This is a genomic window from Streptomyces sp. NPDC001443 (assembly GCF_053597355.1).
On the sequence record NZ_JBSFIA010000007.1, the window covers coordinates 66,706 to 93,619 of the forward strand.

At 70.9% G+C, this 26,914-nt stretch carries 21 protein-coding genes and 2 pseudogenes; 11 read left to right on the plus strand and 12 right to left on the minus strand.

What is annotated here, in order from left to right; translation table 11 throughout:
- Positions 1 to 112 precede the first annotated feature (112 nt).
- Positions 113 to 700, plus strand: coding sequence for a Uma2 family endonuclease (locus ACWC24_RS10595; RefSeq protein WP_450662454.1), 588 nt, complete (start codon positions 113 to 115; stop codon positions 698 to 700).
- Positions 701 to 750: 50 nt separating this feature from the next.
- Positions 751 to 903: pseudogene (locus ACWC24_RS10600) on the plus strand (aldo/keto reductase); the annotation flags it as partial.
- Between the two features lie 145 nt (positions 904 to 1,048).
- Here the strand turns inward: ACWC24_RS10600 and ACWC24_RS10605 are convergent.
- From ACWC24_RS10605 to ACWC24_RS10615, 3 genes are all read right to left on the minus strand, one after another.
- On the minus strand, positions 1,049 to 2,038 hold the full coding sequence (locus ACWC24_RS10605; RefSeq protein WP_392959515.1) for an aldo/keto reductase: 990 nt from the start codon (positions 2,036 to 2,038) through the stop codon (positions 1,049 to 1,051).
- A 56-nt stretch (positions 2,039 to 2,094) separates the two neighbouring features.
- Entirely contained in the window at positions 2,095 to 2,679 is a 585-nt protein-coding gene (locus tag ACWC24_RS10610; RefSeq protein WP_450662455.1) for a recombinase family protein, read from the minus strand.
- A gap of 1,427 nt (positions 2,680 to 4,106) precedes the next feature.
- A complete protein-coding gene (locus tag ACWC24_RS10615) occupies positions 4,107 to 5,756 on the minus strand; it encodes a recombinase family protein (protein ID WP_450662456.1) in 1,650 nt (549 codons plus the stop codon).
- An 87-nt stretch (positions 5,757 to 5,843) separates the two neighbouring features.
- Between ACWC24_RS10615 and ACWC24_RS10620 the strand changes: the two are divergent.
- A pseudogene (locus ACWC24_RS10620) lies at positions 5,844 to 6,692 on the plus strand (aldo/keto reductase); the annotation flags it as partial.
- A 370-nt stretch (positions 6,693 to 7,062) separates the two neighbouring features.
- Here the strand turns inward: ACWC24_RS10620 and thpR are convergent.
- From thpR to ACWC24_RS10635, 3 genes are all read right to left on the minus strand, one after another.
- Complete coding sequence (thpR, locus tag ACWC24_RS10625) at positions 7,063 to 7,701, minus strand: RNA 2',3'-cyclic phosphodiesterase (RefSeq protein ID WP_450662457.1); 639 nt, start codon at positions 7,699 to 7,701, stop codon at positions 7,063 to 7,065.
- Between the two features lie 156 nt (positions 7,702 to 7,857).
- Positions 7,858 to 9,213: an MFS transporter gene (locus tag ACWC24_RS10630; RefSeq protein ID WP_450662458.1), complete on the minus strand. Its 1,356-nt coding sequence runs from the start codon at positions 9,211 to 9,213 to the stop codon at positions 7,858 to 7,860.
- Between the two features lie 80 nt (positions 9,214 to 9,293).
- Entirely contained in the window at positions 9,294 to 9,731 is a 438-nt protein-coding gene (locus ACWC24_RS10635) for a MarR family winged helix-turn-helix transcriptional regulator (protein WP_450662459.1), read from the minus strand.
- Positions 9,732 to 10,007: 276 nt separating this feature from the next.
- Between ACWC24_RS10635 and ACWC24_RS10640 the strand changes: the two genes are divergently transcribed.
- The gene (locus tag ACWC24_RS10640; protein WP_152894851.1) at positions 10,008 to 10,190 is read left to right on the plus strand and encodes a ribbon-helix-helix protein, CopG family; all 183 of its coding nucleotides are present in this window, start codon (positions 10,008 to 10,010) and stop codon (positions 10,188 to 10,190) included.
- Between the two features lie 13 nt (positions 10,191 to 10,203).
- On the opposite strand, the gene ACWC24_RS10645 is transcribed toward ACWC24_RS10640, so the two are convergent.
- The gene (locus tag ACWC24_RS10645; RefSeq protein ID WP_450662460.1) at positions 10,204 to 11,655 is read right to left on the minus strand and encodes an NCS2 family permease; all 1,452 of its coding nucleotides are present in this window, start codon (positions 11,653 to 11,655) and stop codon (positions 10,204 to 10,206) included.
- A gap of 240 nt (positions 11,656 to 11,895) precedes the next feature.
- Between ACWC24_RS10645 and ACWC24_RS10650 the strand changes: the two genes are divergently transcribed.
- Both ACWC24_RS10650 and ACWC24_RS10655 read left to right on the plus strand, forming a co-directional pair.
- Positions 11,896 to 12,162 carry a DUF2530 domain-containing protein gene (locus tag ACWC24_RS10650; protein ID WP_450662461.1) on the plus strand — a complete coding sequence of 89 codons (267 nt, stop codon included), beginning with the start codon at positions 11,896 to 11,898 and terminating at the stop codon, positions 12,160 to 12,162.
- 159 nt (positions 12,163 to 12,321) lie between these two features.
- The gene (locus ACWC24_RS10655) at positions 12,322 to 14,718 is read left to right on the plus strand and encodes a cation-translocating P-type ATPase (protein WP_450662462.1); all 2,397 of its coding nucleotides are present in this window, start codon (positions 12,322 to 12,324) and stop codon (positions 14,716 to 14,718) included.
- 66 nt (positions 14,719 to 14,784) lie between these two features.
- Here ACWC24_RS10655 and ACWC24_RS10660 read toward each other — a convergent pair whose 3' ends face one another.
- The 4 genes from ACWC24_RS10660 to ACWC24_RS10675 all read right to left on the minus strand — a co-directional run bounded on the left by ACWC24_RS10660 (position 14,785) and on the right by ACWC24_RS10675 (position 21,689).
- On the minus strand, positions 14,785 to 15,591 hold the full coding sequence (locus ACWC24_RS10660) for a hypothetical protein (RefSeq protein WP_450662463.1): 807 nt from the start codon (positions 15,589 to 15,591) through the stop codon (positions 14,785 to 14,787).
- 251 nt (positions 15,592 to 15,842) lie between these two features.
- Positions 15,843 to 16,616 carry a DUF5707 domain-containing protein gene (locus ACWC24_RS10665; RefSeq protein WP_450662464.1) on the minus strand — a complete coding sequence of 258 codons (774 nt, stop codon included), beginning with the start codon at positions 16,614 to 16,616 and terminating at the stop codon, positions 15,843 to 15,845.
- Between the two features lie 165 nt (positions 16,617 to 16,781).
- Entirely contained in the window at positions 16,782 to 19,907 is a 3,126-nt protein-coding gene (locus ACWC24_RS10670) for a sacsin N-terminal ATP-binding-like domain-containing protein (protein ID WP_450662465.1), read from the minus strand.
- Positions 19,908 to 20,759: 852 nt separating this feature from the next.
- Entirely contained in the window at positions 20,760 to 21,689 is a 930-nt protein-coding gene (locus ACWC24_RS10675) for a DUF3027 domain-containing protein (RefSeq protein ID WP_450662466.1), read from the minus strand.
- Positions 21,690 to 22,077: 388 nt separating this feature from the next.
- On the opposite strand from ACWC24_RS10675, the gene ACWC24_RS10680 reads away from it, so the two are divergent.
- The 4 genes from ACWC24_RS10680 to ACWC24_RS10695 all read left to right on the plus strand — a co-directional run bounded on the left by ACWC24_RS10680 (position 22,078) and on the right by ACWC24_RS10695 (position 25,658).
- Positions 22,078 to 23,502 (plus strand): MFS transporter, encoded by a 1,425-nt coding sequence (locus tag ACWC24_RS10680; RefSeq protein ID WP_450662467.1) that lies wholly within the window; start codon positions 22,078 to 22,080, stop codon positions 23,500 to 23,502.
- Between the two features lie 113 nt (positions 23,503 to 23,615).
- Positions 23,616 to 24,089 carry a DUF2771 domain-containing protein gene (locus tag ACWC24_RS10685; protein WP_450662468.1) on the plus strand — a complete coding sequence of 158 codons (474 nt, stop codon included), beginning with the start codon at positions 23,616 to 23,618 and terminating at the stop codon, positions 24,087 to 24,089.
- Entirely contained in the window at positions 24,059 to 24,808 is a 750-nt protein-coding gene (locus tag ACWC24_RS10690) for a futalosine hydrolase (RefSeq protein ID WP_450662469.1), read from the plus strand. Before ACWC24_RS10685 ends, ACWC24_RS10690 begins: the two co-directional genes overlap by 31 nt.
- Positions 24,798 to 25,658 (plus strand): 1,4-dihydroxy-6-naphthoate synthase, encoded by an 861-nt coding sequence (locus tag ACWC24_RS10695; RefSeq protein ID WP_450662470.1) that lies wholly within the window; start codon positions 24,798 to 24,800, stop codon positions 25,656 to 25,658. Before ACWC24_RS10690 ends, ACWC24_RS10695 begins: the two co-directional genes overlap by 11 nt.
- A 30-nt stretch (positions 25,659 to 25,688) precedes the next feature.
- On the opposite strand, the gene ACWC24_RS10700 is transcribed toward ACWC24_RS10695, so the two are convergent.
- Positions 25,689 to 26,072 (minus strand): cold-shock protein, encoded by a 384-nt coding sequence (locus ACWC24_RS10700; protein ID WP_450662471.1) that lies wholly within the window; start codon positions 26,070 to 26,072, stop codon positions 25,689 to 25,691.
- A gap of 545 nt (positions 26,073 to 26,617) precedes the next feature.
- On the opposite strand from ACWC24_RS10700, the gene ACWC24_RS10705 reads away from it, so the two are divergent.
- Positions 26,618 to 26,869, plus strand: coding sequence for a hypothetical protein (locus ACWC24_RS10705; protein ID WP_450662472.1), 252 nt, complete (start codon positions 26,618 to 26,620; stop codon positions 26,867 to 26,869).
- Positions 26,870 to 26,914 lie beyond the last annotated feature (45 nt).

Genomic DNA, 26,914 nt, shown 5'->3' on the forward strand with positions numbered 1-26,914 from the left:
GCTCCGGCAGGCCTCCGGCATATTCCACTCCTGCCCGTGACTCCGTCACCATGCGTATCGTTGTACCGCGCGGCGGCACTGGTCCATGGGGCCGCCGGGGAGGAGCGCCACGATGACCGTCCTCGAAGACAGGATCGCGATGGCCGAGAGCGACAACACGAGCACCCTCGACGAGATGTTCGAGCGGCTCGAGACGATGCCCGTCCCCGAGGGATACAAGGTCGAGATCGTCGAGGGGACCGTCTGCATGTCGCCGCAGCGGGACACTCACTGGGAGATCATCCTGGACATCGTCGAGCAGCTGCGGACCAAGTATCCCCGCAAGCGTGTGAAGTCGGACGTCCGCATCGACTACCCGGGAAACCTCAACGGATTCGCGACCGATGTCACGGTGATGACCGAGGGCGCCGCCAAAACGGAGGACGGCCGCTGGCGTTACGAGGACGTCGAGTTCGTCGCTGAGGTCATCTCCAAGGGCACCGCCGCCAACGACTACGGCCCGAAGAAGACCGCCTACGCCGCCGCCGAGGTCCCGGTGTACCTCGTCGCCGACCCCTACCAGGGCAGGTGCCATCTCTTCAGCCAACCCAAGGACGGCGAGTACGTCAGTGAACTGACCGTCTCCTTCGGAGCGGACATCGACCTCACCGCGACCCCCGTCGGCCTCACTCTCACCACCGACGACTTTCCCCGCGGCTGACGCCGCCCGCCCTTGCATAGAGCTCACTCCAAGACGTTGGCTTGGAGACCATGGAGTACACGCAGCTCGGACGCACCGGACTCAAGGTCAGCCGACTCGTCCTCGGCACCATGAACTTCGGCCCCCTGACGGACGAGGCCGACAGCCACACGATCATGGACGCGGCGCTCGACGCCGGCATCAACTTCTTCGACACCGCCAACCGGCAATTTTGACGCCAGGTTCCGCAGCAGCGCATCGCTGACGCTCACCGCTCCTGCGGACCCCGAGTGGAAACGACGAAGCCGCCGCCTCCCACTCGCCTCGAACGCAAGCAGAAGGCGACGACTCCGACACAGACCCGCTACCTCACCATGCGAAGGCTTCGGGAGACGGTCCGGGACCGGGGAAGATCTCGTCCAGAGACGTCAGCAGTTCCTCGCTCAGCTCCAGCTGTAGGGCGCGCAGCGCCGAGTCCAGCTGCTCCTGCGTGCGAGGGCCGACGATCGGGCCGGTGACGCCGGGGCGGGTCAGCAGCCAGGCGAGCGCCGCTTCACCGGGCTCCAGGCCGTGCTTGTCGAGGAGGTTCTCGTACGCCTGGATCTGCTCGCGTGTCTTGGTGTCCTTGAGCGCGTCGGCAGCGCGGCCGCTCGCCCGGCGCCCCTGTGTGGCCTCCTTCTTGAGGACGCCGCCGAGCAGTCCTCCGTGCAGCGGAGACCAGGGGATGACACCGAGGCCGTAGTCCTGCGCGGCCGGGATGACCTCCATCTCGGCGCGGCGCTCAGCGAGGTTGTAGAGGCACTGTTCGCTGACCAGGCCCATGCGGCCATGCCGGGCGGCGGCCTCGTTGGCCTGGGCGATCTTGTAGCCAGGGAAGTTGGACGACCCCGCGTAGAGGATCTTGCCCTGCTGGACCAGGACGTCGATCGCCTGCCAGATCTCCTCGAACGGCGTCGCCCGGTCGATGTGATGGAACTGGTAGATGTCGATGTAGTCCGTCTGAAGCCGCTTGAGGGAGGCGTCGACGGCGCGGCGGATGTTCACCGCGGAGAGCTTGTCGTGGTTGGGCCAGACGTCCCCGTCGCCCGCCATGTTCCCGTACACCTTGGTGGCGAGGACGACCTTGTCGCGCCGCCCGCCACCCTGGGCGAACCAAGTACCGATGATCTCCTCGGTGCGGCCCTTGTTCTCACCCCACCCATAGACGTTGGCCGTGTCCAGAAAGTTCAGACCCGCGTCGAGAGCGGCGTCCATGATGCCGTGGCTGGTTGATTCGTCTGTCTGCGGACCGAAGTTCATCGTGCCGAGAACGAGTCGGCTGACCTTGAGTCCGGTGCGTCCGAGCTGGGTGTACTTCATGGGCCACAAGCCAACTGCTTCGAGTCCGCTCCAGGCAAGGGCATCAGGTTCCGCCGTCAGGAGTCGTCTCCGAGGTGCCGGTACAGCGTGGCCCGGGAGACGCCCAGAGCCTTGGCGATGGCACTGACGCTCTCCCCCTTCACCTTCCTCGCGCGGGCCACGGCCAGCGCGTCCTCGTTCACGACGGACGGCCGTCCGCCGGTACGCCCCTGCGCCTTGGCTGCGTCGAGTCCGGCGCGGGTGCGCTCCTTGATGAGGCTGCGCTCGAACTCCGCCATGGCCCCGACCACCTGAAGCATGAGACGACCGTCTGCCGTACCAGGGTCGATGTTGGCCAGTGCACCCGTGAGCACCTTGAACCCGATGCCCCGCTCTCGAAGGGTGTCGACCATGGTCACAAGGTCGATGAGGGAACGGGCGAAGCGGTCGAGCTTCCACACGCACAGGGTGTCGCCGGGTCTCGCGTAGTCCAGGGCGGCCGTGAGTTCTGGCCGGTTGGTGTTCTTGCCCGATGCCTTGTCCTCGAAGATCCGGGCGCAGCCTGCGGCCGTCAGTGCGTCGCGCTGCAACTGCGCTTCCTGGTCATCGGTGGAGACGCGGACGTAACCGATGAGCTGACCGGTGATCGTGTTCGTCGTCACAGCCGGGACCGTCTCAGAACTCATCTCAATACGTCAAGCCTGAGACTGGAGTTTCGAGACGGGTTTTGAACAGCGCTACACCCCTTCAGGGACGCTTGCCACCTCCTCTCACAAACCTTGGTTTTCGAGACGGCCTGTCGTGATCACTCTCCGCGTCGCCTGTGGTCCTGGTGATCGTGCTCGACACCTGGAGCGCTGGTGCGCCTTGCCTTGGGCTTGCCCTCCGCCCTGGCTGGCTGCCCTGCCGTGAGGCTGTGCGCCTGCCTGAGTGCCTACCGCTTCGCTCGCTTCTCCTCGTGAGTCGTGCGGACAGGCATCAGCTCACAGAGGCGCACAGCCGTTCGCCTGACAGCGGCACGGGCAAGCCTGCCCGACGGCGAAGGGGGTGGGGTATGGCCCCTTGAAGGGCCTTGCCCGACCGCCGGGTCTTACCGGCTCAAATCCTGCCACGGTTCCAGGGTCTTTCAGGTCGGCCCCTCCTCCAGGCAGAACGTGTCGAAGCCACTTGCGCTGCCTCCTTGGCTACGGCAGAGGAGTGCAAGTAACGGAGCCTGACGGCCCTGCCTGTGGGGGCGCGGCAGCGCCTCCCTTGGTCTTGCTCCTGTCGGCCCCGGCGGGGCCGCTCTGTCGTAGGGGCTTCGGACTGTGGCGGCCGTCCGGCCGCGCATGCTCTCTACCGCCTCGCCGATGCCCGTCTCATGGGGCGCTGCCGCGCCCCTACTGCGCTTGGACAAGAAGAAGAGAGACGAAGCGAACGTTTCCGCAGGTCACTGGCAATGCCGGTACACGTGTGGCGTGTGCTGGCTACACGTACGGCGTGTTGTTCACCGGTCTTGATGGACGCGGCACGGCACCGGAGCGCCCTTCCCCTTCTGGAAGAGGTGAGAACCAAGAACAAGGCAAGCGGCTCCCGACCGGGGCGATACAAGGTCGAGCCTCTTGGCGCGTGCGATCGCGTTGTTCGTGCTCTGGTCAGACAGGGGTTTACCGTCCTTGCCGAGGAGGGTGGCCAGCTTCCCAGGGGCGAAGGCTGCGTGCCCGTGACGGTCGGCCCATCCGATGGCGGCGAAGTGGACACGGTAGGCCAGCGGGTGTAGAGGGTCCTGCGCCTTGCGCTGGTATTCGCGCTGGGAGACTCCGCCCCACGGGCGGTCATGACCGAAGCTGATGGCCACTGGTTCGCGGCTCCTTCCTGTGAGGCGCACGAGGGTGCGCCGGCGACCCCGCCGGACGGCGGGACATGTGTCTCCCTTCTTCGCGGGGGTGCCGTGCGGGAGGCACGGCGCTTCACAGGTTGGGCGCCCAGGGCATCGGGCCTGGACTCGGTCTCTTGCGGTCGGGAGCGACGGCGGCGACCTGCCGGGCATCCTACAAACGCGCAGGAGGGCCCCGACCACAGGGCCCTCCTCGTCGCATGCAGTTGTCGGTCAGCCTTCGCTGTGGACCGCCGCCATGTTGCGCAGACGCTGCTTGAAGTCCATGGGGATCAGAACCTGAACCCTCCCGACTGGGTGTTGCCACATCCCGTCATGGCCATCGGGAGCCATGAGCTGCGCGGCGGTCATCCCGGGAATCGGCTCGGCATGGATGACGGCCTTGACCCCTGCGGCGCGTAGCTCCCTGCCCTTTTCGTGCTGGGTCGACAACGTGCTCCACCGTTCCCGGTAGGTCTCTCCTGTCGGGATCTCCTCCCAGGTGTCCGGGCGCGTGGGCTGCGCGATGAGCTGTTCACGTCGCGCGTCCAACCGCTTGTACGCCTCCCGGTACTCCTGCTTGCCCAGCTCACTGGAGTAGAGGCCCGCCTCGCGGTCCTCCCTCAGGTCCGAGAGGGCGCGGTTCACTTCCTCGATGTCGCGCGTGTAGTCCACGCCCGGCCGGAAGACCTTCCGGACGATCTCGACGTCCCCGGCAGTGAGGAGGAACGCTTTCCCCACGGCGTCCTCCAGCGTGTGCGCCGCGATGCCCTTGCTTCCGGTCGGACACGGCTTGTGCGTGGTACGGGAGGCGCAGCGGTAGTAGGGCCAGTTACGGCCAGGGGCGAGATACGCCGGCTCCCCACATGTGCAGAACGCGACCTGGAGCAAGGGCGACCCACCCTTGCGGTTGCCGTTGCGCTTGCTGGTGTTCTCGTCCAGCTTCTTGTTGGCCAGCTCCCAATCCTCGTGCGTGATCAGAGGCTCCGCGCGCTGGAGGGGCTGGCCGTCCGCGTCCCGGACGACCCGGCGTCGTGTCGTCTTCTCCCCGTCGACCATCACCTCCTCGGACACCTCCATCTGCCCCAGGATGCAGCGGGAACGTACGACCTTGGCCGTGTTCGCGGCGGTCCAGCGGCTTCCCTTCGGGGTCTTGCCGTTACGGATCATCTGGGCGTCGAGTGACGTCGGGGTCTTCGACACGTCCTCGTTGAGCCACTGCGCGATGCTGTTCGCCGACTCGCCCGCGATGAGACGGCGGACGATCTCACGGAGCGTCCCGGCCGTGTTGGTCCCGTAGTCGTCCGGGACGAGCTTCCATCCGTCGCCGGTCTCCTGTTTCTCCTCCCGGTAACCGTACGGAGTGCGGCCGCCGCGCCAGCGCCCCTCCTTCACCAGGTGGTTGTACGAGGACTTGGCCCGCGCCTTGATGGCTTCGAGCTCCCCTTCCGCGAAGGACGCGATCAGGCTGAGGAGGAGCTTCCCCATCTGCGTGTTGAGGTTGATCCCGTCCTCGACGGTGGCGACCTCCTTGCCGTTCTTCTCGCACCACTCCAGGAGGGCGTGCACATGGAGCACGCGTCGCGAGAGACGGTCGATCTTCAGCGCGCAGATGATGTCGTACTCGTCGGCGCGCGACTCCTCCACCGCGATCCGGTGCTCGATCGCGCTGACCTCCTTCCCGATGGTCGAGGGAAGCCACTTGCCGAACTCCGGACGCTTCCACGGCTCTACCCCGCCGGACACGTCGATGTCCTCGACCCACCCCACGACGACGTGCCCCTCCTGATCGGCCCATCGCTGGATGGACCGACGCTGACGCTCCGGCGATGTGGTCTCGTCCGACACCCTCGACAGACGGACCACACCCAGAACTCTCGCCATGCCCGTTCTCCCTCTCCCCTGTGTCACGCATCGCGCACAAGGGGTGACGGTATGCGGTTCGGATCATGGCGTCAAAATTGATCTTTGGACACGGCGAACGTCTACGGCTGGGGCGAGAACAAGGGCCGTACCGAGGAGATCATCGGGAACTGGTTCGCCCAGGGCGGTGAGCGGCGCGACAAGGTCGTCCTCGCCACCAAGGTCTACGGCAACATGGCCGCCGAAGGCGACGCCTGGCCCAACCACGACAAGCTCTCCGCGCTCAACATCCGGCGCGCGGTCGACGCCAGCCTGAAGCGGCTGCGGACCGACCACATCGACGTCTACCAGTTCCACCACGTCGACCGCGCGACTCCCTTCGAGGAGATCTGGCAGGCCGTCGACGTGCTGGTGCGGCAGGGGAAGATCCTCTACGTCGGCTCCTCCAACTTCCCCGGCTACAAGATCGCCCAGGCCAACGAGATCGCCGCCCGCCTCGGCACCATGGGCCTGGTCAGCGAGCAGTGCCTCTACAACCTCGCCGAGCGACGCGCCGAGATGGAGGTCGTCCCGGCCGCGCGGGAGTACGGGCTCGGGGTCATCCCCTGGTCACCGCTCCAGGGCGGGCTGCTGGGCGGTGTGCTCAAGAAGGAGGCCGAGGGCGGACGCCGCGCCTCCGGCCGGACCGCCGACACCCTCGCCGACCCGGCCAAGCGCGCGCAGATCCAGGCGTACGAGGACCTGCTCGACAAGCACGGCCTGGAGCCCGGCGAGGCCGCGCTGGCCTGGCTGCTCACCCGGCCGGGCGTGACCGGCCCGATCGTCGGCCCGCGCACCGCGGAGCAGCTCGCCTCGGCGCTGCGCGCCGTCGAGCTGGAGCTGGGCGAGGAACTGCTGGCGGGCCTCGACGAGGTCTTCCCGGGTCCTGGCCCGTCCCCGGAGGCCTTCGCCTGGTAGGCGGCCCACCGTCGGACGGCCGACGAACGCCGACGGACGGCCACCGGGGATCGCCCCGGTGGCCGGGCCGTCGGCCCGGCGGCCACGGCACCCGAGGGGCACGGCCTCACCCGGTCATGGCTCACCCGGTCACGGACCCGTACGGCTGCGGCCCCGCACGGCCGCGCGCTCACCTGCCGAGCGCGGCCGCCAGGGCGACGACGACGAACAGCAGCACAAGCACACCGGCCATGATCCGGTTCCGGGTTTTCGGGTCCACGCGTCCGAGCGTAACCGGCCCCGGCGCGAACCCGTCCGGCGGACCGTCCCGAAACCGCCCGCCGGGCAGGCTCCCTCCCCGTCCGCCCGCCGACCGGGACCCCCTGGCCGCTCAGACCGCGTCGCTCCCGTCGCTCCCCTCGCGCTCGTCGCTCCCGTCGCTCCCGTCGTCCCCCGTCCGCCGGGCGGGGCCCAGCGGCCAGCGGGCGACCGTCTCGTAGCGGGGCTGCTCGCCGGGCACGCCCGACTTCGGCAGGTTGCTGCGGACCAGGCACAGGTCCGTCACCGTCCAGGTGTCGCTGGTGAACCCGGCGAGGGCCTCGACGTACGGACGGGTGTCGATCGCGTCACGGCTGCGGGCCACCGTCAGATGGGCCTGGTAACGGCGGTGCTCGCCCATGGGCACGCCCGCCTTCCGCGCCGCGGCCTCGCTCCGGTCGGCCAGCAGCCGCAGCGTCTCCAGATCACCGGCGGCGCCCGTCCACAGCACCCGTCCGTGCCCGAACTGGCCGCCGCCGCGCAGCGCCAGCGGGAAGGGGGACGAACGGTGCGCGGCGCGCTCCAGGCGGGCCGACAGCGCGGGTACGAGGTCGTCGTCGACCTCGCCGTAGAACGCGAGCGTGAAGTGCCAGCCGGGGCGGCCCGTCCAGCGCAGCCCCTGCGCGCCGGGCAGCCCGCGCAGGGCGTCGACCTCGGCGGCCAGTTCGCGGATGACGTCCTGCGGGGGCAGCACGGCGGCGAAGAGTCTCATGGACGTCACCCTTCCAGGGAACGGACCGCCCGGCGAGCCTCCCGCACACGCGCGGGCGCCCCCGCCCGCCCCGGGAAGCGCGGGGCCGGTGCCCGGGGGAAAGCGGAGGCCCTGGGGAGCGGTCTCCCCAGGGCCCGGCACGTACGCCTCGGCGGCTCAGACCGCCGCGGCCAATTCCTCCTGGCGCTCCTTCGGGACGAAGCCCACCCGCGGGTGGCCGTGGTTCCAGCCCACCGCCAGCCGCAGTCCGCCGACGCGGGCCATGACCAGGCCGATGGTGACGGCCGCGACGGCCGAGACGGCGCCGCCCGCCGCGAGTCCGGCCCGGACGCCGTAGGTGTCCGTGATCCAGCCGGCGATCGGCGCGCCCACCGGTGAGCCGCCCATGAACACCATCATGTACAGGGCCATCACCCGGCCGCGCATGGCCGGGTCGGTGGCCATCTGGACGCTGGTGTTGGCGGTGACGTTGACCGTCATGCCGAACATCCCGATCGGGGCCATGAGCAGGGCGAACGCCCACAGGGAGGGAGTGAGTGCGGCGACTATCTCGACCGTGCCGAAGACCACCGCCGCCGCGACCAGCACCCGCATCCGCGCCGTGCCCCGGCGGGCGGCGAGCAGCGCGCCGGCCAGTGAGCCGACCGCCATCAGCGTGTTGAAGAGGCTGTACGAGCCCGCCCCCGCGTGGAAGACGTCGTCGGCGAAGGCCGAGAGGTACACGGGGAAGTTGAAACCGAAGGTGCCGATGAACCCGACCAGGGCGATCGTCCAGATCAGCTCGGGCCGCCCGGCGACGTAGTGCAGGCCCTCGCGGAGCTGGCCCTTGCCGCGCGGGGCGCGCTCGACGACGTGCAGTTCGCGGGCGCGCATCAGCAGCAGTCCGGCGATGGGCGCGACGAAGGACAGGCCGTTGGCGAGGAACGCCCAGCCCGTGCCCACCCCGGTGATCAGCAGGCCCGCGACGGCGGGTCCGACCAGCCGGGCGGACTGGAAGTTCGCGGAGTTCAGGCTGACCGCGTTCTGCAGCTGGTCGCGGCCGACCAGTTCGGTGACGAAGGACTGGCGGGCCGGGTTGTCGACGACCGTGGCGAGGCCGACGGCGAACGCGGCGAGGTAGACGTGCCAGACCTGGACGTGTCCGGACAGGGTCAGGAAGGCCAGTACGAGACCGGTGACGGCCATCGCGGACTGGGTGACGAGCAGGGTGCCGCGCTTGGGCAGGCGGTCGACGAGGACCCCGCCGAACAGGCCGAAGAGCAGCATCGGCAGGAATTGCAGGGCCGTGGTGACGCCGACGGCCGTGGAGGAGCCGGTGAGGCCGAGGACCAGCCAGTCCTGGGCGATGCGCTGCATCCAGGTCCCCGTGTTGGAGACGACCTGGCCGGCGAAGAACAGGCGGTAGTTCCTGACCTTCAGGGAGCTGAACATCGAGGACTTGCGGGCCCTGCCGGGGGAAGTGTCGTGGATGGTCGGTGCGGGGGCGGAAGGTGCTCCGGATCCCGAACTCAAAAGGATTCGCCTCCTCGCGGCGCGGTGGTGCCGATCCAGCAGTGGTGCCGATCTACAGATGTGCGACTACAGGCGTGCGGCTACAGGTGTGCGAGCTTCTCCAGCACGGGGGCGGCGGCGCGCAGTTTCGCCCACTCGTCCTCGTCGAGGCCGTCGACCAGGGAGGCCAGGAAGGCGTTCCGCTTGCGGCGGCTCTCCTCGAGCATCGCCGTGGCCTGTTCGGTCTGGGTGACGACCTTCTGGCGCCGGTCGTCGGGGTGGGGCTCCAGCCGGACCAGCCCCTTGGCCTCCAGCAGCGCGACGATGCGGGTCATCGACGGCGGCTGGACGTGCTCCTTGCGGGCGAGTTCGCCCGGGGTCGCGCTCCCGCACAGGGAGAGGGTGCCCAGCACCGACATCTCGGTCGGGCTGAGCGACTCGTCGACTCGCTGGTGCTTGAGGCGACGGGACAGCCGCATGACTGCGGATCGCAGGGAGTTCACGGCGGCAAGGTCGTCGCCATGGGTAAGGTCCGACATGGTCTTTAGCGTAACTCATTACTCTTTCTAAAGACCAACGGGGCGCGCCCTGAAGACCGACGGGAACAAGCCGGGAACCACCGAGGGACGCGCGGAGGGCCACCGAGGCGCACCGAGGACCGACGGGTCCGACGGGACCGACGGGACCGACGGGACCGACGGGACCGCGCGGAGATGCCCGTGACCCGGACGGCTCAATCCGGATATCACTCATACGGGTGATCCCTAGGCGGAACATCTCGCGCCACACCGAAGCGTGCAGCGACTCTCGTACGCATGGGGACCAGCGTGCTCAGCCTGCGTGTGGACGGGGAGCTGCTCGAGAGGCTCCGGGAACATGCCGCGAAAAGGGGAATGAGCGTCCAGGACTATGTGGTCCGGACGCTCATTCGCGACGACTTCGACGAGCGGTTCCAGACCGCCGTCGAGGAGACGGAGAAGTTCTACGGGGTCACGTGACGACCCCGCGCCATCAGGTCAGCCCGAGGGCCGGCATCAGGTAGTAGAAGGCGAACACCGCCGAGACGGCGTACATCGCGACCGGGATCTCCTTGGCCCGGCCCGCCGCCAGGCGCATCACCACGAAGGTGATGAAGCCCATGCCGATGCCGTTGGTGATCGAGTAGGTGAACGGCATCATCACCATCGTGACGAAGGCCGGGATGGCGATGGTGAAGTCGGCCCAGTCGATCTCCTTGACCGAGCCGGCCAGGATCAGGAAGCCGACCGCGATCAGGGCGGGGGTGGCCGCCTGGGACGGGACCATCGTGGCGATCGGGGTGAGGAAGAGGGCCACGGCGAACAGGGCGCCGGTGACGACGTTCGCGAAGCCGGTGCGGGCGCCCTCGCCGACGCCGGCCGTGGACTCCACGAAGCAGGTGGTGGCCGAGGAGGAGGACGCGCCACCCGCGGCGACCGCGATGCCGTCGACGAAGAGGACCTTGTTGATGCCGGGCATCTGACCCTGCGCGTCCGTCAGCTTGGCCTCGTCACTGATGCCCATGATCGTGCCCATCGCGTCGAAGAAGCACGACAGCAGGACCGTGAAGACGAAGAGGACACCGGTCAGCACGCCGACCTTGTCGAAACCGCCGAACAGGCTGAACTTGCCGATCAGGCCGAAGTCGGGGGTGGCGACGGGGTTGCCCGGCCACTTCGGCGTGGTCAGACCCCAGGACGGGATCGTGGCGACCGCGTCGATGATCATCGCCAGCACGGTCATGGCGACGATCGAGATCAGGATCGCGCCGGGCACCTTGCGCACGATGAGCGCCAGGGTCAGCAGCGTGCCCAGGATGAAGACCAGCACCGGCCAGCCGGTGAGGTGACCGTCGACGCCGAGCTGGAGCGGGACGGTGGTGTGGGCGGCGTCCGGGATGCGGGAGACGAAGCCGGAGTCGACCAGGCCGATCAGCATGATGAACAGGCCGATACCGATGGCGATGGCCTTGCGCAGCCCGTAGGGCACGGCGTTCATGACGCGCTCGCGCAGACCGGTGGCGACCAGCAGCATCACGACGAAGCCGGCCAGGACCACCATGCCCATGGCGTCCGGCCAGGTCATCCGCGGGGCGAGCTGGAGCGCGACCACGGAGTTCACACCCAGGCCCGCGGCGAGCGCGATGGGCACGTTGCCGATGACACCCATGAGGAGGGTGGTGAAGGCGGCCGTGACCACGGTCGCCGTGACCAGCTGACCGTTGTCGAGCTGGTGCCCGTACATGTCCTTCGCGCTGCCCAGAATGATCGGGTTCAGCACGATGATGTAGGCCATCGCGAAGAAGGTGGCGAAGCCGCCACGGACCTCCCGGGACAGCGAACTGCCCCGCTCGGAGATCTTGAAGTAGCGGTCGAGGGCGCCGTAGGCGGGCGTGCCGCCCGGCTGCTCGGGCGCGGGAACCTTGGCGGGGGCCGAGGTGGACATGCGGGACCTCAGGGGGTGACGGGGGTGGGGAACATGATCGAGCCTCGCCGCTCCCAGGTCACCTTCAGCGCTCCCCCACGGTGCTGTTGGTGTTTCCTACGACAAGAAGTGGCCAGGCTCGGACTGTTTCAGTATGAACATATGAAGTCGATTTAGCTATCTCCGCGCGTAGACCTCCGGCGCCACAGGAGACCCACCGCTCCCTGCGATACCGCCCCGCAGGCCTCGTAAGCTGTGCGCATGACCAAATGGACCCCCACGCACGAGGCGCCCGAGCCCCTGGAGGGCCCCGTGGTCGCCACCATCACCGGCGGCACGATCCTCTGGTTCGTCCTCTTCCTCGTACAGCTCCCCTTCTACGGCTGGTACGCGGACCGCGGCCACGCATGGTGGATCTGGACCTGCCTGGCCGGCGCCGGGCTGGGCCTGATCGGCATCTGGTACGTGCGCAAGCGCGACGCGGCGATCAAGCGGGCGGCCGCGGCGACGCTCCCGGCGGCCGAGTAGCACCACCGCACGGCGGGCCCGCGTCGTCCGTACCGGTCGTCCGTGTCGCCCGCCCCGTACGACCACGGCATCAGTCCCCGCGCGCCCTCCTCGTCCTCAGGTCGGAACTTCCGTCCACTCGGCGGGTGAACCGTCAAATCCGCACGTACCGTCGAAGGCATGAGGCACATCGACGCCGGCGCCGAGCTCGATCCCGTGCACCCCGTCCCCATGCCCCCGCCCCCGGCGACCGGCCTCAGCACCGCCCAGGTCGCCGAGCGCGTGGCCCGCGGACAGGTCAACGACATCCCCGTGCGCAGCAGTCGGTCCCTGGCCGAGATCGCCCGCGCGAACGTCTTCACCCGGTTCAACGCGATCATCGGCGTGCTCTGGCTGATCATGCTGTTCGTCGCGCCGTTCCAGGACAGCCTGTTCGGCTATGTGATCCTCGCCAACACCGGTATCGGCATCGTCCAGGAGTGGCGGGCGAAGAAGACCCTGGACTCGCTCGCCGTCATCGGGGAGACCCGGCCGACGGTCCGGCGGGACGGCACGGCCGTCCAGATCGCCACCTCCGAGCTCGTGCTCGACGACCTCGTGGAGATCGGTCCGGGGGACAAGGTGGCCGTCGACGGCGTCTGCGCCGAGGCCGACGGCATGGAGGTCGACGAGTCGCTGCTCACCGGTGAGGCCGACCCGGTCGTCAAGCGGCCCGGCGACCCGGTGCTCTCCGGCAGCTTCGTCGTGGCCGGCGGCGGAGCCTTCAAGGTCACCAAGGTGGGCCGCGAGGCCTACGCCGCCCAGCTCGCCGAGGAGGCCTCCCGCTTCACCCTGGTCCACTCCGAGCTGCGCTCCGGCATCTCCACGATCCTGAAGTACGTGACCTGGATGATGATCCCGACCGCCATCGGCCTGATCATCAGCCAGTTCTTCGTCCAGCAGCACGGCTTCAAGGACTCCCTCGCCCGGGCGGTCGGCGGGATCGTCCCGATGGTCCCGGAGGGGCTGGTGCTGCTCACCTCCGTCGCCTTCGCCATCGGCGTCATCCGGCTTGGCCGAAAACAGTGCCTCGTCCAGGAACTGCCCGCCATCGAGGGACTCGCCCGCGTCGACATCGTCTGCCTCGACAAGACCGGCACCCTCACCGAGGGCGGCATGGACGTCACCGAGCTGCGCCCGCTCGCCGGCCACGAGGAGACCTACGTACGCAGGGTGCTCGGCGCGCTCGGCGAGTCCGACCCGCGGCCCAACGCCTCCCTCCAGGCCGTCATCGACGCCTACCCGGACACCGAGGAGTGGCGCTGCACCGAGTCCCTGCCGTTCTCCTCCGCCCGCAAGTACAGCGGCGCCTCCTTCAGCGAGGGCAACGGCGAGTCGAGCACCTGGCTGCTCGGGGCCCCCGACGTGCTGCTGCCCGAGGCCGACTCCGCCCTCGCCGAGACCGAGCGGCTCAACGCGCAGGGGCTGCGGGTCCTGCTGCTCGCCCGGGCCACCCGCGACCTCGACGGTCCCGACGTGGCGAAGGACGTCCGGCCCGCCGCCCTCGTCGTACTGGAGCAGCGGCTGCGCCCGGACGCGGCGGACACCCTGGGCTACTTCGCCGAGCAGAACGTCCACGCCAAGGTGATCTCCGGCGACAACGCGGTGTCCGTCGGGGCGGTCGCCGGCAAGCTCGGGCTCACCGGCACCGCCGTCGACGCGCGCAGGCTTCCCGAGGACCGGCAGGAGATGGCGCGGGCCCTCGACGAGGGCACCGTGTTCGGGCGGGTCACCCCGCAGCAGAAGCGGGACATGGTGGGCGCCCTCCAGTCCGGCGGCCACACGGTCGCGATGACCGGGGACGGGGTGAACGACGTGCTCGCGCTCAAGGACGCCGACATCGGTGTGTCCATGGGCTCGGGGTCCGAGGCGACCCGGGCCGTCGCGCAGATCGTGCTGATGAACAACAGCTTCGCCACCCTGCCCTCGGTGGTCGGCGAGGGACGGCGGGTGATCGGCAACATCACCCGGGTGGCCACGCTCTTCCTGGTCAAGACCGTCTACTCGGTCCTGCTGGCCATCCTGGTGGTGTGCTGGCAGGTCGAGTACCCCTTCCTGCCCCGGCACCTGACCCTGCTGTCCACCCTGACCATCGGCGTCCCGGCGTTCTTCCTCGCCCTCGCCCCCAACAAGGAACGCGCCCGGCCGCACTTCGTCCGGCAGGTCATGCGGTACGCGATCCCGGGCGGGGTGGTGGCCGGGGTGGCGACCTTCGTGACCTATCTGCTCGCCCGCCACCACTACACCGGGGCGGACTCGCTGGACGCGGAGACGAGCGCGGCCACGCTGACCCTGTTCCTGATCTCGATGTGGGTGCTGGCGATCATCGCCCGCCCCTACACGTGGTGGCGGGTCGTCCTGGTCGCCTCGATGGCCGCCGGGTTCCTGGTGGTGCTGGTCGTGCCGTCGCTCCAGAGCTTCTTCGCGCTGAAGCTGGTGGGGACGGCGATGCCCTGGACGGCCGTGGGCATCGCGGCGGTGTCGGCGGTCGTCCTGGAACTGCTGTGGAAATGGGTCGACCGCCGCTTTCCCGCCTGACGGAACGACGACACCGACAGTACTGGCGGTACTGCCGGTGTCGGCGGTGGTGCGGGACTACGGGTCTTACTGCACGTCGATGAAGTCGGCCGCGGCGTTGACCGCCCCGGTCGTCGAGGTGCCCGCGTAGCTGTAGCGGAAGTAGCCGTCCGCGGACGCGGTGACCGTCGTCTTCAGGGCGCCCGTCGAGCTGGACTTGATGGTCTTGAGGGTGGTGTAGGTGGTGGCACCCTTCTTCTTGAACTGCAGCTTCACCGACTGGGCGCTGACACCGGCGTACTTGCCGGTCTCCCAGTTCGCGCGGGTCAGCGCGCCGGTGACCGTGATGGTCTTGCCCTTCTTGACCGGCTCCGGCGTGGCGTTGACCGTCAGCTTCGCCAGACGCTGGACGTTCTTGGTGCCCAGGCCGAACTGCCACTTGATGTTGCTGTTGGCGTCGGCGGCGAGCACGCCGACCTTCCAGGCGCCCGACTCGTTGTTGAGCAGACCGTAGTCGTCGGAGACCGCGGGGCTGAACTGGAGCTTGGCCGTGCACTTGGCGACGGTCGAGGTGGACTTGACGCACATGACCGGGTCGGCGTCGCCGGCCATGTCGGTCGCGTCGGCGACCTTGGTGACCGTGCCGCCGCGGTAGAGGAACGGGACGGTCGCGAAGGACTTCTCGCTGAGCGTCGAGGGGTGGGTCACGGTGTACGTCGTGGTGACGGTGACCTTCGCGGTGGCGCCGATCACGATGTTCTTGCCGCCGTTGATCACGACGTTGGAGAAGGTGACGCCGGAGACCGGGTTGCCGGCGGCCTGCGCGGCCGGGACGGCGAAGGCGGAGAGGGCCAGGGCGCCGGTGACGGCGGCCACAGTGGCTCGGATACGCATGGGTTCCCCAGGTGGAGAAAGGGGGTCCCCGCGCTGGCCGTTCCTCACGGTTCGTCGTCGGCGCGGGACCCGAATGATCAGGTGAGCCTGTTGACTCGCCTGATGTGATCGACGAGTGGCGCGTCTAGTTGTACGAGTGAGAGGAACTGATCTCTTTTTTTGCGTTTGCATTACCCGTGGCTGGAGAAAGACAGACGCCCGGCCCCGGGGGACCCCGGGACCGGGCGAAGACGCGGACCGTACGACGCCGACTACCGCACGTCTATGAAGTCGGCCGCGGCGCTGACCGCCGGGGTGGTCGAGGTGCCCGCGAAGACGTAGCGGAAGTAGCCGTCCGCGGAGGCCTTGACCGTGGTGCTCAGGGCGCCCGTCGAGTTGGTCGTGACCGTCTTGAGCGTGGTGTAGGCGGTGGCGCCCTTCTTCTTGAACTGGAGCTTCACCGGCTGGCCGCTGTACCCCGCGTACTTCAGGGTCTCCCAGTTGGCGCGGGCCAACTTGCCGGTGACCGTGATGGTCCTGCCCTTCCTGACCGGCTCCGGCGTGGCGTTGACCGTCAGGGTCGAGGCGCGCTGGACCCGGTGGGTCGTCTGGCGTTCGTTCCAGTAGACCCGCCCGTCACGGGCGAACACCCCCACCTCCACGTGCCAGGTGCCGGCCTGCGCGTTGGCGGTCAGGTTGCTGCCCGGCAAGGCGGTGACGGTCAGCTTGCAGGTCGAGGTGGTGGCACTGGCGGCGGTGCAGGTGGCCCTGCCCTCGTTCGTCAGCAGCAGCCCGTCGAGGCCGTTGTCGAGATCGGCGCCGTGCCACAGGTCGACGTAGATGTCCTGGATGCCGCTGGAGTGGCTCGCGGTCACCGACACCGTGAACTTCTTCGCGGCCGACGGACCGACGACGAGGTCCGCGCCGGAGTTGACCGAGACCTTGGAGACCTTCGGCAGTTCGTCCGCGGCCGCCGCGACGGGCACGGCCGACGCGGACAGGGCGAGGGCGCCCGAGACGACGGCGACGGTGGCTGGGATACGCATTCGGTCCCCCGGTGGAAGAAGGCCCCGCCGTCCGCCGTCGCACGCGGTTCGCGAGGACGGACGGCAGGGACCGATCGATCGTGGAGTCTGCTGACTCACATGGTCAGATGTGTGACGCGGGTAAAGGGTTGTGCCGAGTGGAAATCCTCGTGACGTTCCGGCGGCTCAGTCGAACCAGCGGTCCCGCGCGAGCTCGTCCGTCCGCGAGGGGTCCTCCAGCAGCGCCGCGACCTCGAAGCGGCGCGGCCACTGGCCGGCTGCCCAGGCCAGGCCCGCGGCGACGCCCTCCAGGGTCGAGGCGTGCAGGACGCCGTCGTCGGTGAGCCGCCAGTCGATCTCCACGCCGTCCACGAGGAGTTCCTCGTGCTCGACGTAGGACCGCGGGGTCCCCGGCCCGAGCAGCACCCGCACCGGCTCCGGTACGTCGTGCTCGGCGCCCTCGGAGCCGACCTCGCCGGTGACGGACTCGCTCAGCCGCCGCACCTGGAACAGCTCGGCCAGCCGGTCGGCGAGCGCCGGGCGCACCGGCAGCAGCGGCACGCCCTCGGTGAAGGGCAGCAGGTCGGGCGAGTCGACCACCACCGCGTCGGCCGCGTCCACCACCTCCACCCGGCCGTCGACGACCGCGCGCACCTCGTCGGGCAGGGTCACCTGCTCGGGGTCCAGCTCGGACAACGCGCCGTAAAGACCGTGCAGTTGGGCGGCGGTGACGGTGCGCTCCGGGTCGGCGAGCCGGTCGAGCAGTTCGGCGGCGCCGCCGGGCTCGTCGAGCAGCGCGGCCACCGAGGTGCGCACCCCGAGGGCCCGCAGCACCTGCTCGTCGTCGAACCCGGTCGCGTCGGCCTCGTCGTACAGGCCGCGCAGCAGCGGGTCGCCGCCGGCCGAGAGCAGACCCGCCGGGCGCCTGCCGTCGATCACCGGGTGCCCGCGCAGCCACCAGGCCGTGTAGGGCCGTACGACCTCGTGGGTACCGTCGGCCAGCAGGATGCGCAGCGGCTGGACGATGGCGTCGCGCAGCGGCGGCCGGGCCAGCATGGCGAGCGCCTGCGGCCAGCGGTCCTCGTCGACCAGGTCGAGATCGCGTACGGCGACGAGTTCGGTGGCCACCGGCGGCACCGGGGTGTCCGGGAACCGGTCGAGGACGTCCTCGCACCACACGTCGACGGCGTCCAGCAGACCGGCGTCGTCGGGCTGGGCGAAATCGCCCTCGCGGGGCTCCAGTTCGTCCGGGTCGAGGACCACGTCCGTGGCGCGGACCAGGGCGAAGCCGGCCAGCACGCCACAGGCGGACAGCGGTTGTTCGCCCCACTTGTCGGCCAGTTCGGCGTCGACGAAGGCGAGTTCGTCCTCGCGCATCACCTCGGCGAAGGGGCTGCCGGGCAGCACCAGCTCACCGGCCGGGGCGAGTTCGCCGTCCTCGTCGGGCAGGGCGAGGGCGCCTAGCCAGGGTTCGTCGCCGGGCTCGATACCGGCGTCCCGGACCAGGGCGAGGACGATGTCGGCGAGTTCCTCGGCGTCCAGGACGTCCTCGTCCCACGCCCCGCCGACGTCGTCGAGGGAGGCGGCGACGGCACCCCGCACCTGGGGGGTGGTGAGGACGGCGCGGGCCAGGGCCGGCAGCGCGCCGAGCTTCTCCAGGAGCGGGTGGACGGCGTCCGGGTGGGCGACCTTCAGGCCGAGCCGGGCCAGCACCTCGGGTTCGATGCGGGCGCCGTCCGGGGAGGGCAGCAGCACCTGCCGGGGGCCGACGGTGGTGCGCCCGTCGGCGAGCGGCACGGGCAGCCCGGAGAGCCGGTCGGGGTCGACCCCGGCGAGGCTGTCGTACAGCCGCCGCCACCAGTCGGGCTCCTTCTCCAGCCCGGCCAGCCGGTCCACCGCGTCGGCGAGCGGCACCCGGGCGACGCCCAGCGTGCGCAGCTCGACCCGGCGTTCGAGGCCGGCGGGCAGCAGGGTGGGCAGCACCTCGGCGAGGACCCGGACGGTGTCGCCGCCCGCGCCCTCGACCACTTCGGCGTCGCGCGGGCGCAGGACCTCCGGCAGATCGGGGTCGGGCGTGCCGTCGGGCCGGACCGCGGGCGGCAGGAAGGCCGTGCGGGGCAGGCGCTCCAGGATCGCCTGGCGCAGGGCGCCGTCGAGGCCGCCCTTGCCGAGCGGGCCGGGCACGAGGTCGATGACGCCGTCGCCCACCGGGCGCCAGTCGGCGAGGAGTTCGGTGTAGGCGTCGGCCGCGCGCTGCACGAGGAAGTCGGTGAGCGGGCCGGGGGCGGCGTGGCGCCGGGTGGTGTCCAGCGGGAAGGACGCGATGAGCAGGGCGGGCACGCCGAGGGGCTCGTCGCTGGGGGTGGGGGCGTGCACGAACGGGCTGGTCCGCGGACAGCCGGGCGCGCCGTCGCCGGTCACGGGCACGGCCCAGGTGACCGACCAGTGGGGGCGCAGCCGCTCCTCCACGGGGCGGTCGGCGAGCAGGTCCGGGGTGAGCGGGCCGTGGGCGGCGGACGTACGCCAGCGGGTGGTGCCGTCGCGGGAGTCCTCCACGACCGTGTGCACGCCGTCGGTACGGCGGCGCAGGGTGCGCGGGCCGCCGTCGCCGATCTCGACCACGACCTCCGCCAGGCCGGGCAGGGCGAGCAGGAGGGCGTCGTCCACGGCGTCGAGGAGGCGTTCGGCGAGGTCGGCGGCGGCCGTGTCGCGCAGCGGGAGGACGACGACGGTGTCGTACGGGTCGGGGGCGGTGCCCTCGGCGGAGAACGGCAGGCGCAGCAGCGGGACATGGCCGTCCCGGCGGCGGATCTCGTCGCCCAGGCCGGGACTGCGCCCGGCCGTCTCCGCGGCCAGCTCGCGGGCCTCGGCCAGGGACCAGCGCACCCCGCCGTGGCGGGCGAGGACCGCGGGTTCGTCGGTGACGGCGAGGACGGCGGCGAAGCCGACACCGAACCGGCCCACCGCGCTGTCGTGGGCCTCGCGTTTGGCGGAGGCGCGCAGGGTGGACAGCGACTCGACGCCGACCGCGTCCAGCGGGGCGCCGGTGTTGGCGGCGGCGAGGACGCCGTCGCGGAGGGTGAGGCGCAGCCGGCCGGGTACGCCCGCACGGGCCGCGGCGTCCGCCGCGTTCTGGGCGAGCTCGACGACGAGCCGGTCGCGGTAGCCGCCGAGGACCAGGTCCTCCTCGGCGTTGGCGTCCTCGCGGAAGCGGGCGGGGCTGGTGGCCCAGGCGTCGAGCACACCGCGGCGCAGACGGGCCGTGCCGAAGGGGTCCGCGCCCTCGGGTGCCGGCCGCACGAACTTGCTCACGTTCACACTCTCCTCATCGGCGTGAGGTCGAAGGTACCGCGCGGCCGAGCCCGGTCCCGCCGCCGAGGGCGACGAAGATCCGGCCTTTCCCGCGCGGGCGGACCGGGCGCCCGGGAGCGCGCACCCGACACACCCGCGGCGCTACGCGTATCCAGACATCCCCGCCCCACAGCCGCCCACGCCCCTCCGAACCCCACAAGCACCCGCACGCCTCGGGATCGACGAGGCCGCGCGCTCCCAGGCCATCGGGTGCCCCTGCTCCGCCGAGGCCGGACCCCGGAGAGCCTCATGTGCCCCGACCCGGTGCCGGACCCGGGCAGGGCCGGGACCGGCAGGGACCGGCCAGGAACCGGCCAGGAACCGGGTGAGACCGGCCAAGAACCGGCCAGGAACCGGGTGGGACCGGGCCGCGCTGGGTGGGACCGGGCCGCGCCGGGGCCGAGGGCGGCCGGGACCAGCCAGGAACCGGGCGGGACCGGGCCGGAACCGGGGCAGGGACGGACCAGGATCGGGGCAGAGACCGGCCAGAAACCAGGCGGGACCAGCCAGGAACCGGGCGAAACCGGACCAGGGCAGGGACCGGCCAGGAACCGGGTGGGACCGGCAGGAACCGGGGGGACCGGACAAGACCGGGCATGGCCGGACCCGAGACGGGCCGGGACCGAGACAGGGCGGGCCGGGACCGGAACCGAAGCAGGACCGGGCAGGGACGGGCCTGCCCGTCAGAGACCGGGACCGGAGACCGACAGGGGCAGGGGACGGGCAGGCCAGGGACCGGGCAGGGACCGGGCAGGGCAGGGACCGGCCAGGGGCACGCGCGGGCGCGTCCGGGTGTCGGGCGCGTCCGGACGGCTACGAGTGCCCCAGTTCCGCCGTCTCCTCGTCCGTCGTCACCGCGGGCACCGACCCCGAGTCGGGCGCCGGGCGGAGCGGGAAGGGGTCCACCAGGGTCTCGTCGATCACCGGCTCGGCCGGGCGGGGCGGCTTCGGCATGACCGCGGCCTCGGAGTGGCCGCCGCAGCCGTAGGCGAGGGAGACGACCCGGCCGTCGGCCGGGGAGAACTCATTGGCGCAGACACCGAACGCCTGTCCGAGTGAACCCCCGATGGGCACCAGGAAGCCGCAGCTCACACAGGACGCGGGGGCCGCCTGGGCCATCGCGGTCTTCGACCCGAAGGCCTCCTCCCAGCGGTCGGCGCCGACGTGCAGGCCGTACCGGGACAGCACCCGCGCCCGGCGCATCCCGAGCTCCTCGGCCACCGCCGCGAGGGAGCCGCGGGCGGGGACGACGGGCTGTGCCGCGGGCGCGCCCGCGGTGACCTCCGCGTCCTCCGCCTCCACCAGCTCGGCCATCTCGTGCGAGACGGGCGCGTTCGGCGGCGGCTCGTCCTCGCCGGACCAGCCCGGCTCCAGCCGCAGGTCGTCGGCCTCGGTCGGCAGCAGGTCGCCGGGGCCCATGTCCCCCGGGCGCAGCCGTTCGCTCCACGGCACCCACTCCGGCGCGAGCACCGCGTCGGGGCCGGGCAGCAGGACCACCTCGTCGAGCGTGACGATCTTCGCGCGGGACGCCCGCGCCACGGTCACGGCCCAGCGCCAGCCCCGGTAGCCGAGTTCCTTGCACCCGAAGAAGTGCGTGACAACGCGGTCGCCCTCGGAGACCAGCCCCACGTGCTCGCCGACCACGCCGGGCGCGGCGGCCTCCTCGGCGGCTGCGCGGGCGAGATCGACCGCCTCGGCGCACAGGCGGTCGGGGGTGCGGCTTCGCGTTGTCGCTGCGCTCACAGGTATCGCTTCTCTCCTACGCCGTCTCTCGGGTGCGCCGGCCTGAAGGCGGCAGGGCGGACGGAGCGGACCGAAGGGCCGCGTCGACGTCCGCGCCCGACGCGCTCGGGCGCACCTACGTCATCCATTCTGCGGGATGTCCGAGAGGCGCGCGGCCGAGAACGTTCGCCACGGCGCGCTACGCACGGTACCTGTTCGCGTGTGCTTGGCCTACACCGACGGGACTGTTCGCGGCCTCACGATGCGGTTTCGTGCTGTTTCCCGGCCGTCCGGGCCGTGCCGAGGAGCCGTCGGAAGAACTCTCGGAGATCGTCGTACGGCCATGAGGCACGCGGCCATACGCGCGGTTACCGCACTAGGCACGGCTTTATCGGGGCACTATGACGTCGTGGCAGCCGCGAGGTCGCCCCAGGGCGCCGCCGGGATCGGCGGGGTGCGGGGAAGCAGCCGAGGTGGCGGTTCGGGCCGGGTCGGCGGTTCCGTCCGCGCGGTCGGCCGTGCCCTGCACCTCCCCTTCACCGGGACCGCCCGGGGCATCCGCAAGGCCACGCACGCGCACGGCGCGGGCGAGTCCGGCCTCGGCAAGCTGATCGAGCTGCACGCGGTGAACGGCGCCGGGGACGTCATGATCACCGTGGCGCTCGCCTCCACCGTGTTCTTCTCCGTGCCGACCGACGAGGCGCGTGGCCGCGTCGCGCTCTACCTGGCGATCACGATGGCACCCTTCACGGTCCTCGCGCCCGTGATCGGCCCGCTCCTGGACCGGCTGCCGCACGGCCGCCGCGCGGCCATGGCGGCCGCGATGCTGGCCCGCGCGCTGCTGGCGCTGGTGCTGTCCGGGGCGGTGATCACCGGCAGCCTGGAGCTGTACCCGGCCGCGCTCGGCGTGCTGGTCGCGTCGAAGGCGTACGGGGTGGTCCGCAGCGCGGTCGTGCCCCGGCTGCTGCCGCCGGGCTTCTCCCTGGTCAAGGCGAACTCGCGGGTCACCCTCGGCGGGCTCCTGGCGACCGGTGCCGCCGCGCCGGTCGGCGCGGGGCTCCAGGTGCTCGGCCCGCGCTGGCCGCTCTACGGCGCCTTCGTGATCTTCGTGGCGGGGACGTTCCTGTCCTTCAGGCTGCCGCACAAGGTCGACTCGGCCAAGGGCGAGGACATCGCGCTGCTGGCCTCGGACGAGGAGCATGTGCGCGGGCCGCGCCGCCGGGAGGCCAGACGGCCGGGTCTGCGGACCGTCGGGTCGGCGGTCACCCACGCGCTGGGCGCCAACGCCACGCTGCGCTGTCTGACCGGCTTCCTGATCTTCTTCCTGGCCTTCCTGCTGCGCGAGCATCCGATGACCGGCCAGAGCGCGGCGGTGTCGCTGGGGATCGTCGGGGTCGCCGCGGGCGTCGGCAACGCGCTCGGCACGGCCGTCGGGGCCTGGCTCAGGTCCCGGGCGCCGGAGATCATCATCGTGACGGTCGTCGCGATCGTGCTGGGCGCGGCGGTCACCGCCGCGGTGTTCTTCGGGGCGTTCCTGGTGGCCTGTCTGACGGCGGTCGCCGGGTTCGCCCAGGCGCTGGCCAAGCTGTCGCTGGACGCGCTGATCCAGCGGGACGTGCCCGAGCCGGTGCGCACCTCGGCGTTCGCGCGCTCCGAGACGCTGCTCCAGGTGTCCTGGGTGTTCGGCGGCGCGGTGGGCATCGTGCTGCCGCTGAACGGCACGCTGGGCCTCGCGGTGGCCGCCTGCATCGTGGCCGTCGGCTGGCTGACGACCGCGCGCGGGCTGCTGGCCTCCGCGCGGCGCGGCGGCGCGCGCCGCTCGAAGCTGGCCTGACCGCGCCGCCCGGACCGGCTCACGGGGTCCGGTCCGCCAGCGAGTGGCGTAACACCCGGCCGCGCCGGACCCCGCTTGGGCGGAGCATGGCAGGTGCCCGATAGCCTTCCCCCATGAAGACGCTGCAATCCGTTGTGCGACGCCGCCGCGCCGTCGCAGCCGCCGGCGCCGTTTCCGCCGGACTGCTCGTTCTGTCCGCCTGCGAGAAGCCGACGCCGATGTCGACGATCACCGTGGGCACGAACTCGGTGAGCTCCCAGGCCACCTGCTACAACGACGGCAAGACGCTGGACGTCCAGACGCTGACGGCCTGCCTGAAGGACACCGACATCGAGTCGATCTCCGTCGACCCGGACGAGACCGTGCGGTTCGGGGTCGACCCGAAGATCGCGGACAACGGCTGGACGATCCTGATGAACGGTCAGCCGCTGACCGACTCCAGCAGCAAGACCTACCGCACGATCCCCGGCAGCGTGTTCTTCAACGCCCAGTACGGCGCCAGCGGCGACTCCACGCTGGTGTCGATCAAGGAGGGCGAGAAGGACGTGACCGGTCTGTGGTCCTTCAAGCTCAAGAAGGACGCCTGACCACGTCCTCCGTACGTGTCCTCGTCGCCACCGCGGTTCCCGCCGAACGGGACGCGGTGGCACGGGCGTTCCCCGGACCGGCCGACGAGGTGCGGCTACCCGGGGTGAGCCTGCGCCGGACGGCCGGCCGGTACGACCTGCTGGCGGCCGGGGTCGGGCCCGCGCTCGCCGCCGCCTCCACCGCGACCGCCCTCACCGCGGCGGCCCTGTCGGGGGCGCCCTACGGCCTCGTGGTCAGCGCCGGCATCGCCGGCGGCTTCCCGCCCGACGCGCCCGTCGGCTCGCTCGTCGTCGCCGACGAGATCACGGCCGCCGATCTGGGCGCCGAGACCGCGGAGGGGTTCCTGCCGGTCACCGAGCTCGGCTTCGGGACCGTCACCCACCGTCCGCCGGAAACACTCGTACGAGACCTCGCGGCGGCGCTGGACGCCCGCGCCGGGGCCGTACTGACCGTCTCGACCGTCACCGGGTCCGCCGACCGCGCGGCCCGGCTGCGCGCACGGCACCCGCGGGCCCTGGCCGAGGCCATGGAGGGCTTCGGGGTGGCCGAGGCGGCCGCCGCGCACGGCACGCCCGTGCTGGAGATCCGCGCCGTCTCCAACCCCGTCGGTCCGCGTGATCGTGCCGCCTGGCGCATCGGCGACGCCCTCGCGGCCCTCACCGAGGGCTTCGCGGGGCTCGCACCCGTCCTGGAGAAGTGGAACCCGCATGACCGGTGAGCCCGCGCAGTCCAAGCTGCGGATCGCGTACTCCCCCTGCCCCAACGACACCTTCGTCTTCGACGCCCTCGCCCACGGCCGGGTCCCCGGGGCGCCCGCCCTCGACGTGACCTTCGCCGACATCGACGTCACCAACGGCATGGCCGAGCGCGGCGAGTCCGACGTGCTGAAGGTGTCGTACGCCGTGCTGCCGTACGTCCTCGACGAGTACGCGCTGCTGCCCTGCGGCGGCGCGCTGGGCCGCGGCTGCGGGCCGCTGGTGCTCACCCGGGACGGGGACAGCGAACTGACGGGACGCACCGTCGCGGTGCCGAGCGAGAAGTCGACGGCCTATCTGCTGTTCCGGCTGTGGGCCGCGGACACCGTCCCCGGCGGGGTCGGGGAGATCGTCGTGATGCCCTTCCACGAGATCATGCCCGCGGTGCGGGACGGGAAGGTCGACGCGGGACTCGTCATCCACGAGGCGCGTTTCACCTACCAGAACTACGGACTGCACAAGCTCGCGGACATGGGCGAGCACTGGGAGAACACCACCGGGCTGCCGATCCCGCTGGGCGCGATCATCGCGAAGCGTTCGCTGGGCGAGCGGGAGCTCACCCGGCTCGCCGACTCCATCCGTACGTCCGTGCACGCGGCCTGGGACGACCCCGAGGCCTCCCGCCCCTACGTCATGGAACACGCGCAGGAGATGGATCCGTCCGTCGCCGACCAGCACATCGGCCTGTACGTCAACGAGTTCACCGCCGGTCTCGGCGAGGACGGTTACGCGGCCGTACGGGGACTGCTCACCCGTGCGGCGGCCGAGGGACTGGTACCGCCCCTCGGCCCGGACGCGCTCGCCTTTCCCTAGGGCCTCTCGCCCCGGGAGCTCCGGCGGTCGTCAGACGTCCAACTGGTCGGCGACCGCGCGGAGCAGGCCCGCGACCTGCTTTCCGGCGGTCTTGTCGGGATAGCGGCCGTTCCCCAGGGACGTGGAGATGCCCTCCATGAGAATCATCAGGTCCTGGACGATGGAGGCCAGTTCGTCCGGCTTCTTGCGCTGCGCGGCCGCGACGGACGGGGTCGGGTCCAGCACGACGACCGAGAGGGCCTGGTCGCCACGCTGTCCGGCGACGACTCCGAACTCCACTCGCTGCCCCGGCTTGAGTGTCTCGACTCCGGCGGGGAGGACCGAGGAATGGACGAAGACGTCGCCGCCGTCGTCACGGGAGAGAAAGCCGAAGCCCTTCTCGCTGTTGAACCACTTGACCTTGCCAGTCGGCAAAGCACACGCTCCCTCGATCCGTCCTGGACGCGCCGCGCCCGGACGCAGTTGAACTGCCGTCGAACCACCTTACCGGGGGTCTCTCCAGCGGAACACGCCTTAAAACGGGACCGAGGCCCTACCTGTGCGGGAAGGGCTCAAAGTGGTTGTAGAGGTTCAGTGCGCACCCCCGGCTCCGGACGGTCCCGGGCCGCACGGAGCGGCCGACGACCTGCGACGCCTTCCCGAATGCCGGAACGATCCTTCCGTCGCGGACAAAGGCGGGAGAGGAATTGGGCCCGGGCGATTCCCGTTCGGGGCCTTTGTCTTTCCGCCCCTTACCCTTGCGTTCGCTCCACCCCTTTTCGGGAACGCCGGGACTTCGCCCCGACCGAATTCCCTGTCGTGGTCCGGAGGACCGGCTCGATCTCGCCGCCCGACGTCTCCACCCGACGTCTCCACCCGACACGTCCGTCCGACACGTCCGTCCGACACGTCCGTCCGACACGTCCGTTCGCGCGGACGTCGCCGGGCTCCCCGCGCGCGTCGGGAACTACCCTGTTCGGGTGCGTGACGAAACCCGAACCGATTCCGCCGAGCCCGGCGACCGGCTGATCCGTGCCGGTGCCCTCGTCTTCTTCGCCGGTGCCGTGGCCACCCTGGTCACCCTGGCCCCGCTGCTGCTCGGAACGAAGCCCTTCCCGACGTACATGTTCGGACTGAGCATGCTGATGGGCGTCGGCTTCCTGATCGCCGGTGCGGGTGTGCTCCGGTCGATCGCGGCCGGCCGCCGTCAGGCACGGGCCGCCGGACGGTAGACCGCCGTCAGGCACGAACCGCCGGACGGTAGACCGCCGTCAGAG

Coding starts and splice junctions, on each gene's coding strand:
- ACWC24_RS10595 (WP_450662454.1), top strand. CDS start 113: ATGACCGTCCTCGAAGACAGGATCGCGATGGCCGAGAGCGACAACACG.
- ACWC24_RS10605 (WP_392959515.1), bottom strand. CDS start 2,038: ATGAAGTACACCCAGCTCGGACGCACCGGACTCAAGGTCAGCCGACTC.
- ACWC24_RS10615 (WP_450662456.1), bottom strand. CDS start 5,756: ATGGCGAGAGTTCTGGGTGTGGTCCGTCTGTCGAGGGTGTCGGACGAG.
- thpR (WP_450662457.1), bottom strand. CDS start 7,701: ATGAGACTCTTCGCCGCCGTGCTGCCCCCGCAGGACGTCATCCGCGAA.
- ACWC24_RS10635 (WP_450662459.1), bottom strand. CDS start 9,731: ATGTCGGACCTTACCCATGGCGACGACCTTGCCGCCGTGAACTCCCTG.
- ACWC24_RS10640 (WP_152894851.1), top strand. CDS start 10,008: ATGGGGACCAGCGTGCTCAGCCTGCGTGTGGACGGGGAGCTGCTCGAG.
- ACWC24_RS10645 (WP_450662460.1), bottom strand. CDS start 11,655: ATGTCCACCTCGGCCCCCGCCAAGGTTCCCGCGCCCGAGCAGCCGGGC.
- ACWC24_RS10650 (WP_450662461.1), top strand. CDS start 11,896: ATGACCAAATGGACCCCCACGCACGAGGCGCCCGAGCCCCTGGAGGGC.
- ACWC24_RS10655 (WP_450662462.1), top strand. CDS start 12,322: ATGAGGCACATCGACGCCGGCGCCGAGCTCGATCCCGTGCACCCCGTC.
- ACWC24_RS10660 (WP_450662463.1), bottom strand. CDS start 15,591: ATGCGTATCCGAGCCACTGTGGCCGCCGTCACCGGCGCCCTGGCCCTC.
- ACWC24_RS10665 (WP_450662464.1), bottom strand. CDS start 16,616: ATGCGTATCCCAGCCACCGTCGCCGTCGTCTCGGGCGCCCTCGCCCTG.
- ACWC24_RS10685 (WP_450662468.1), top strand. CDS start 23,616: ATGAAGACGCTGCAATCCGTTGTGCGACGCCGCCGCGCCGTCGCAGCC.
- ACWC24_RS10695 (WP_450662470.1), top strand. CDS start 24,798: ATGACCGGTGAGCCCGCGCAGTCCAAGCTGCGGATCGCGTACTCCCCC.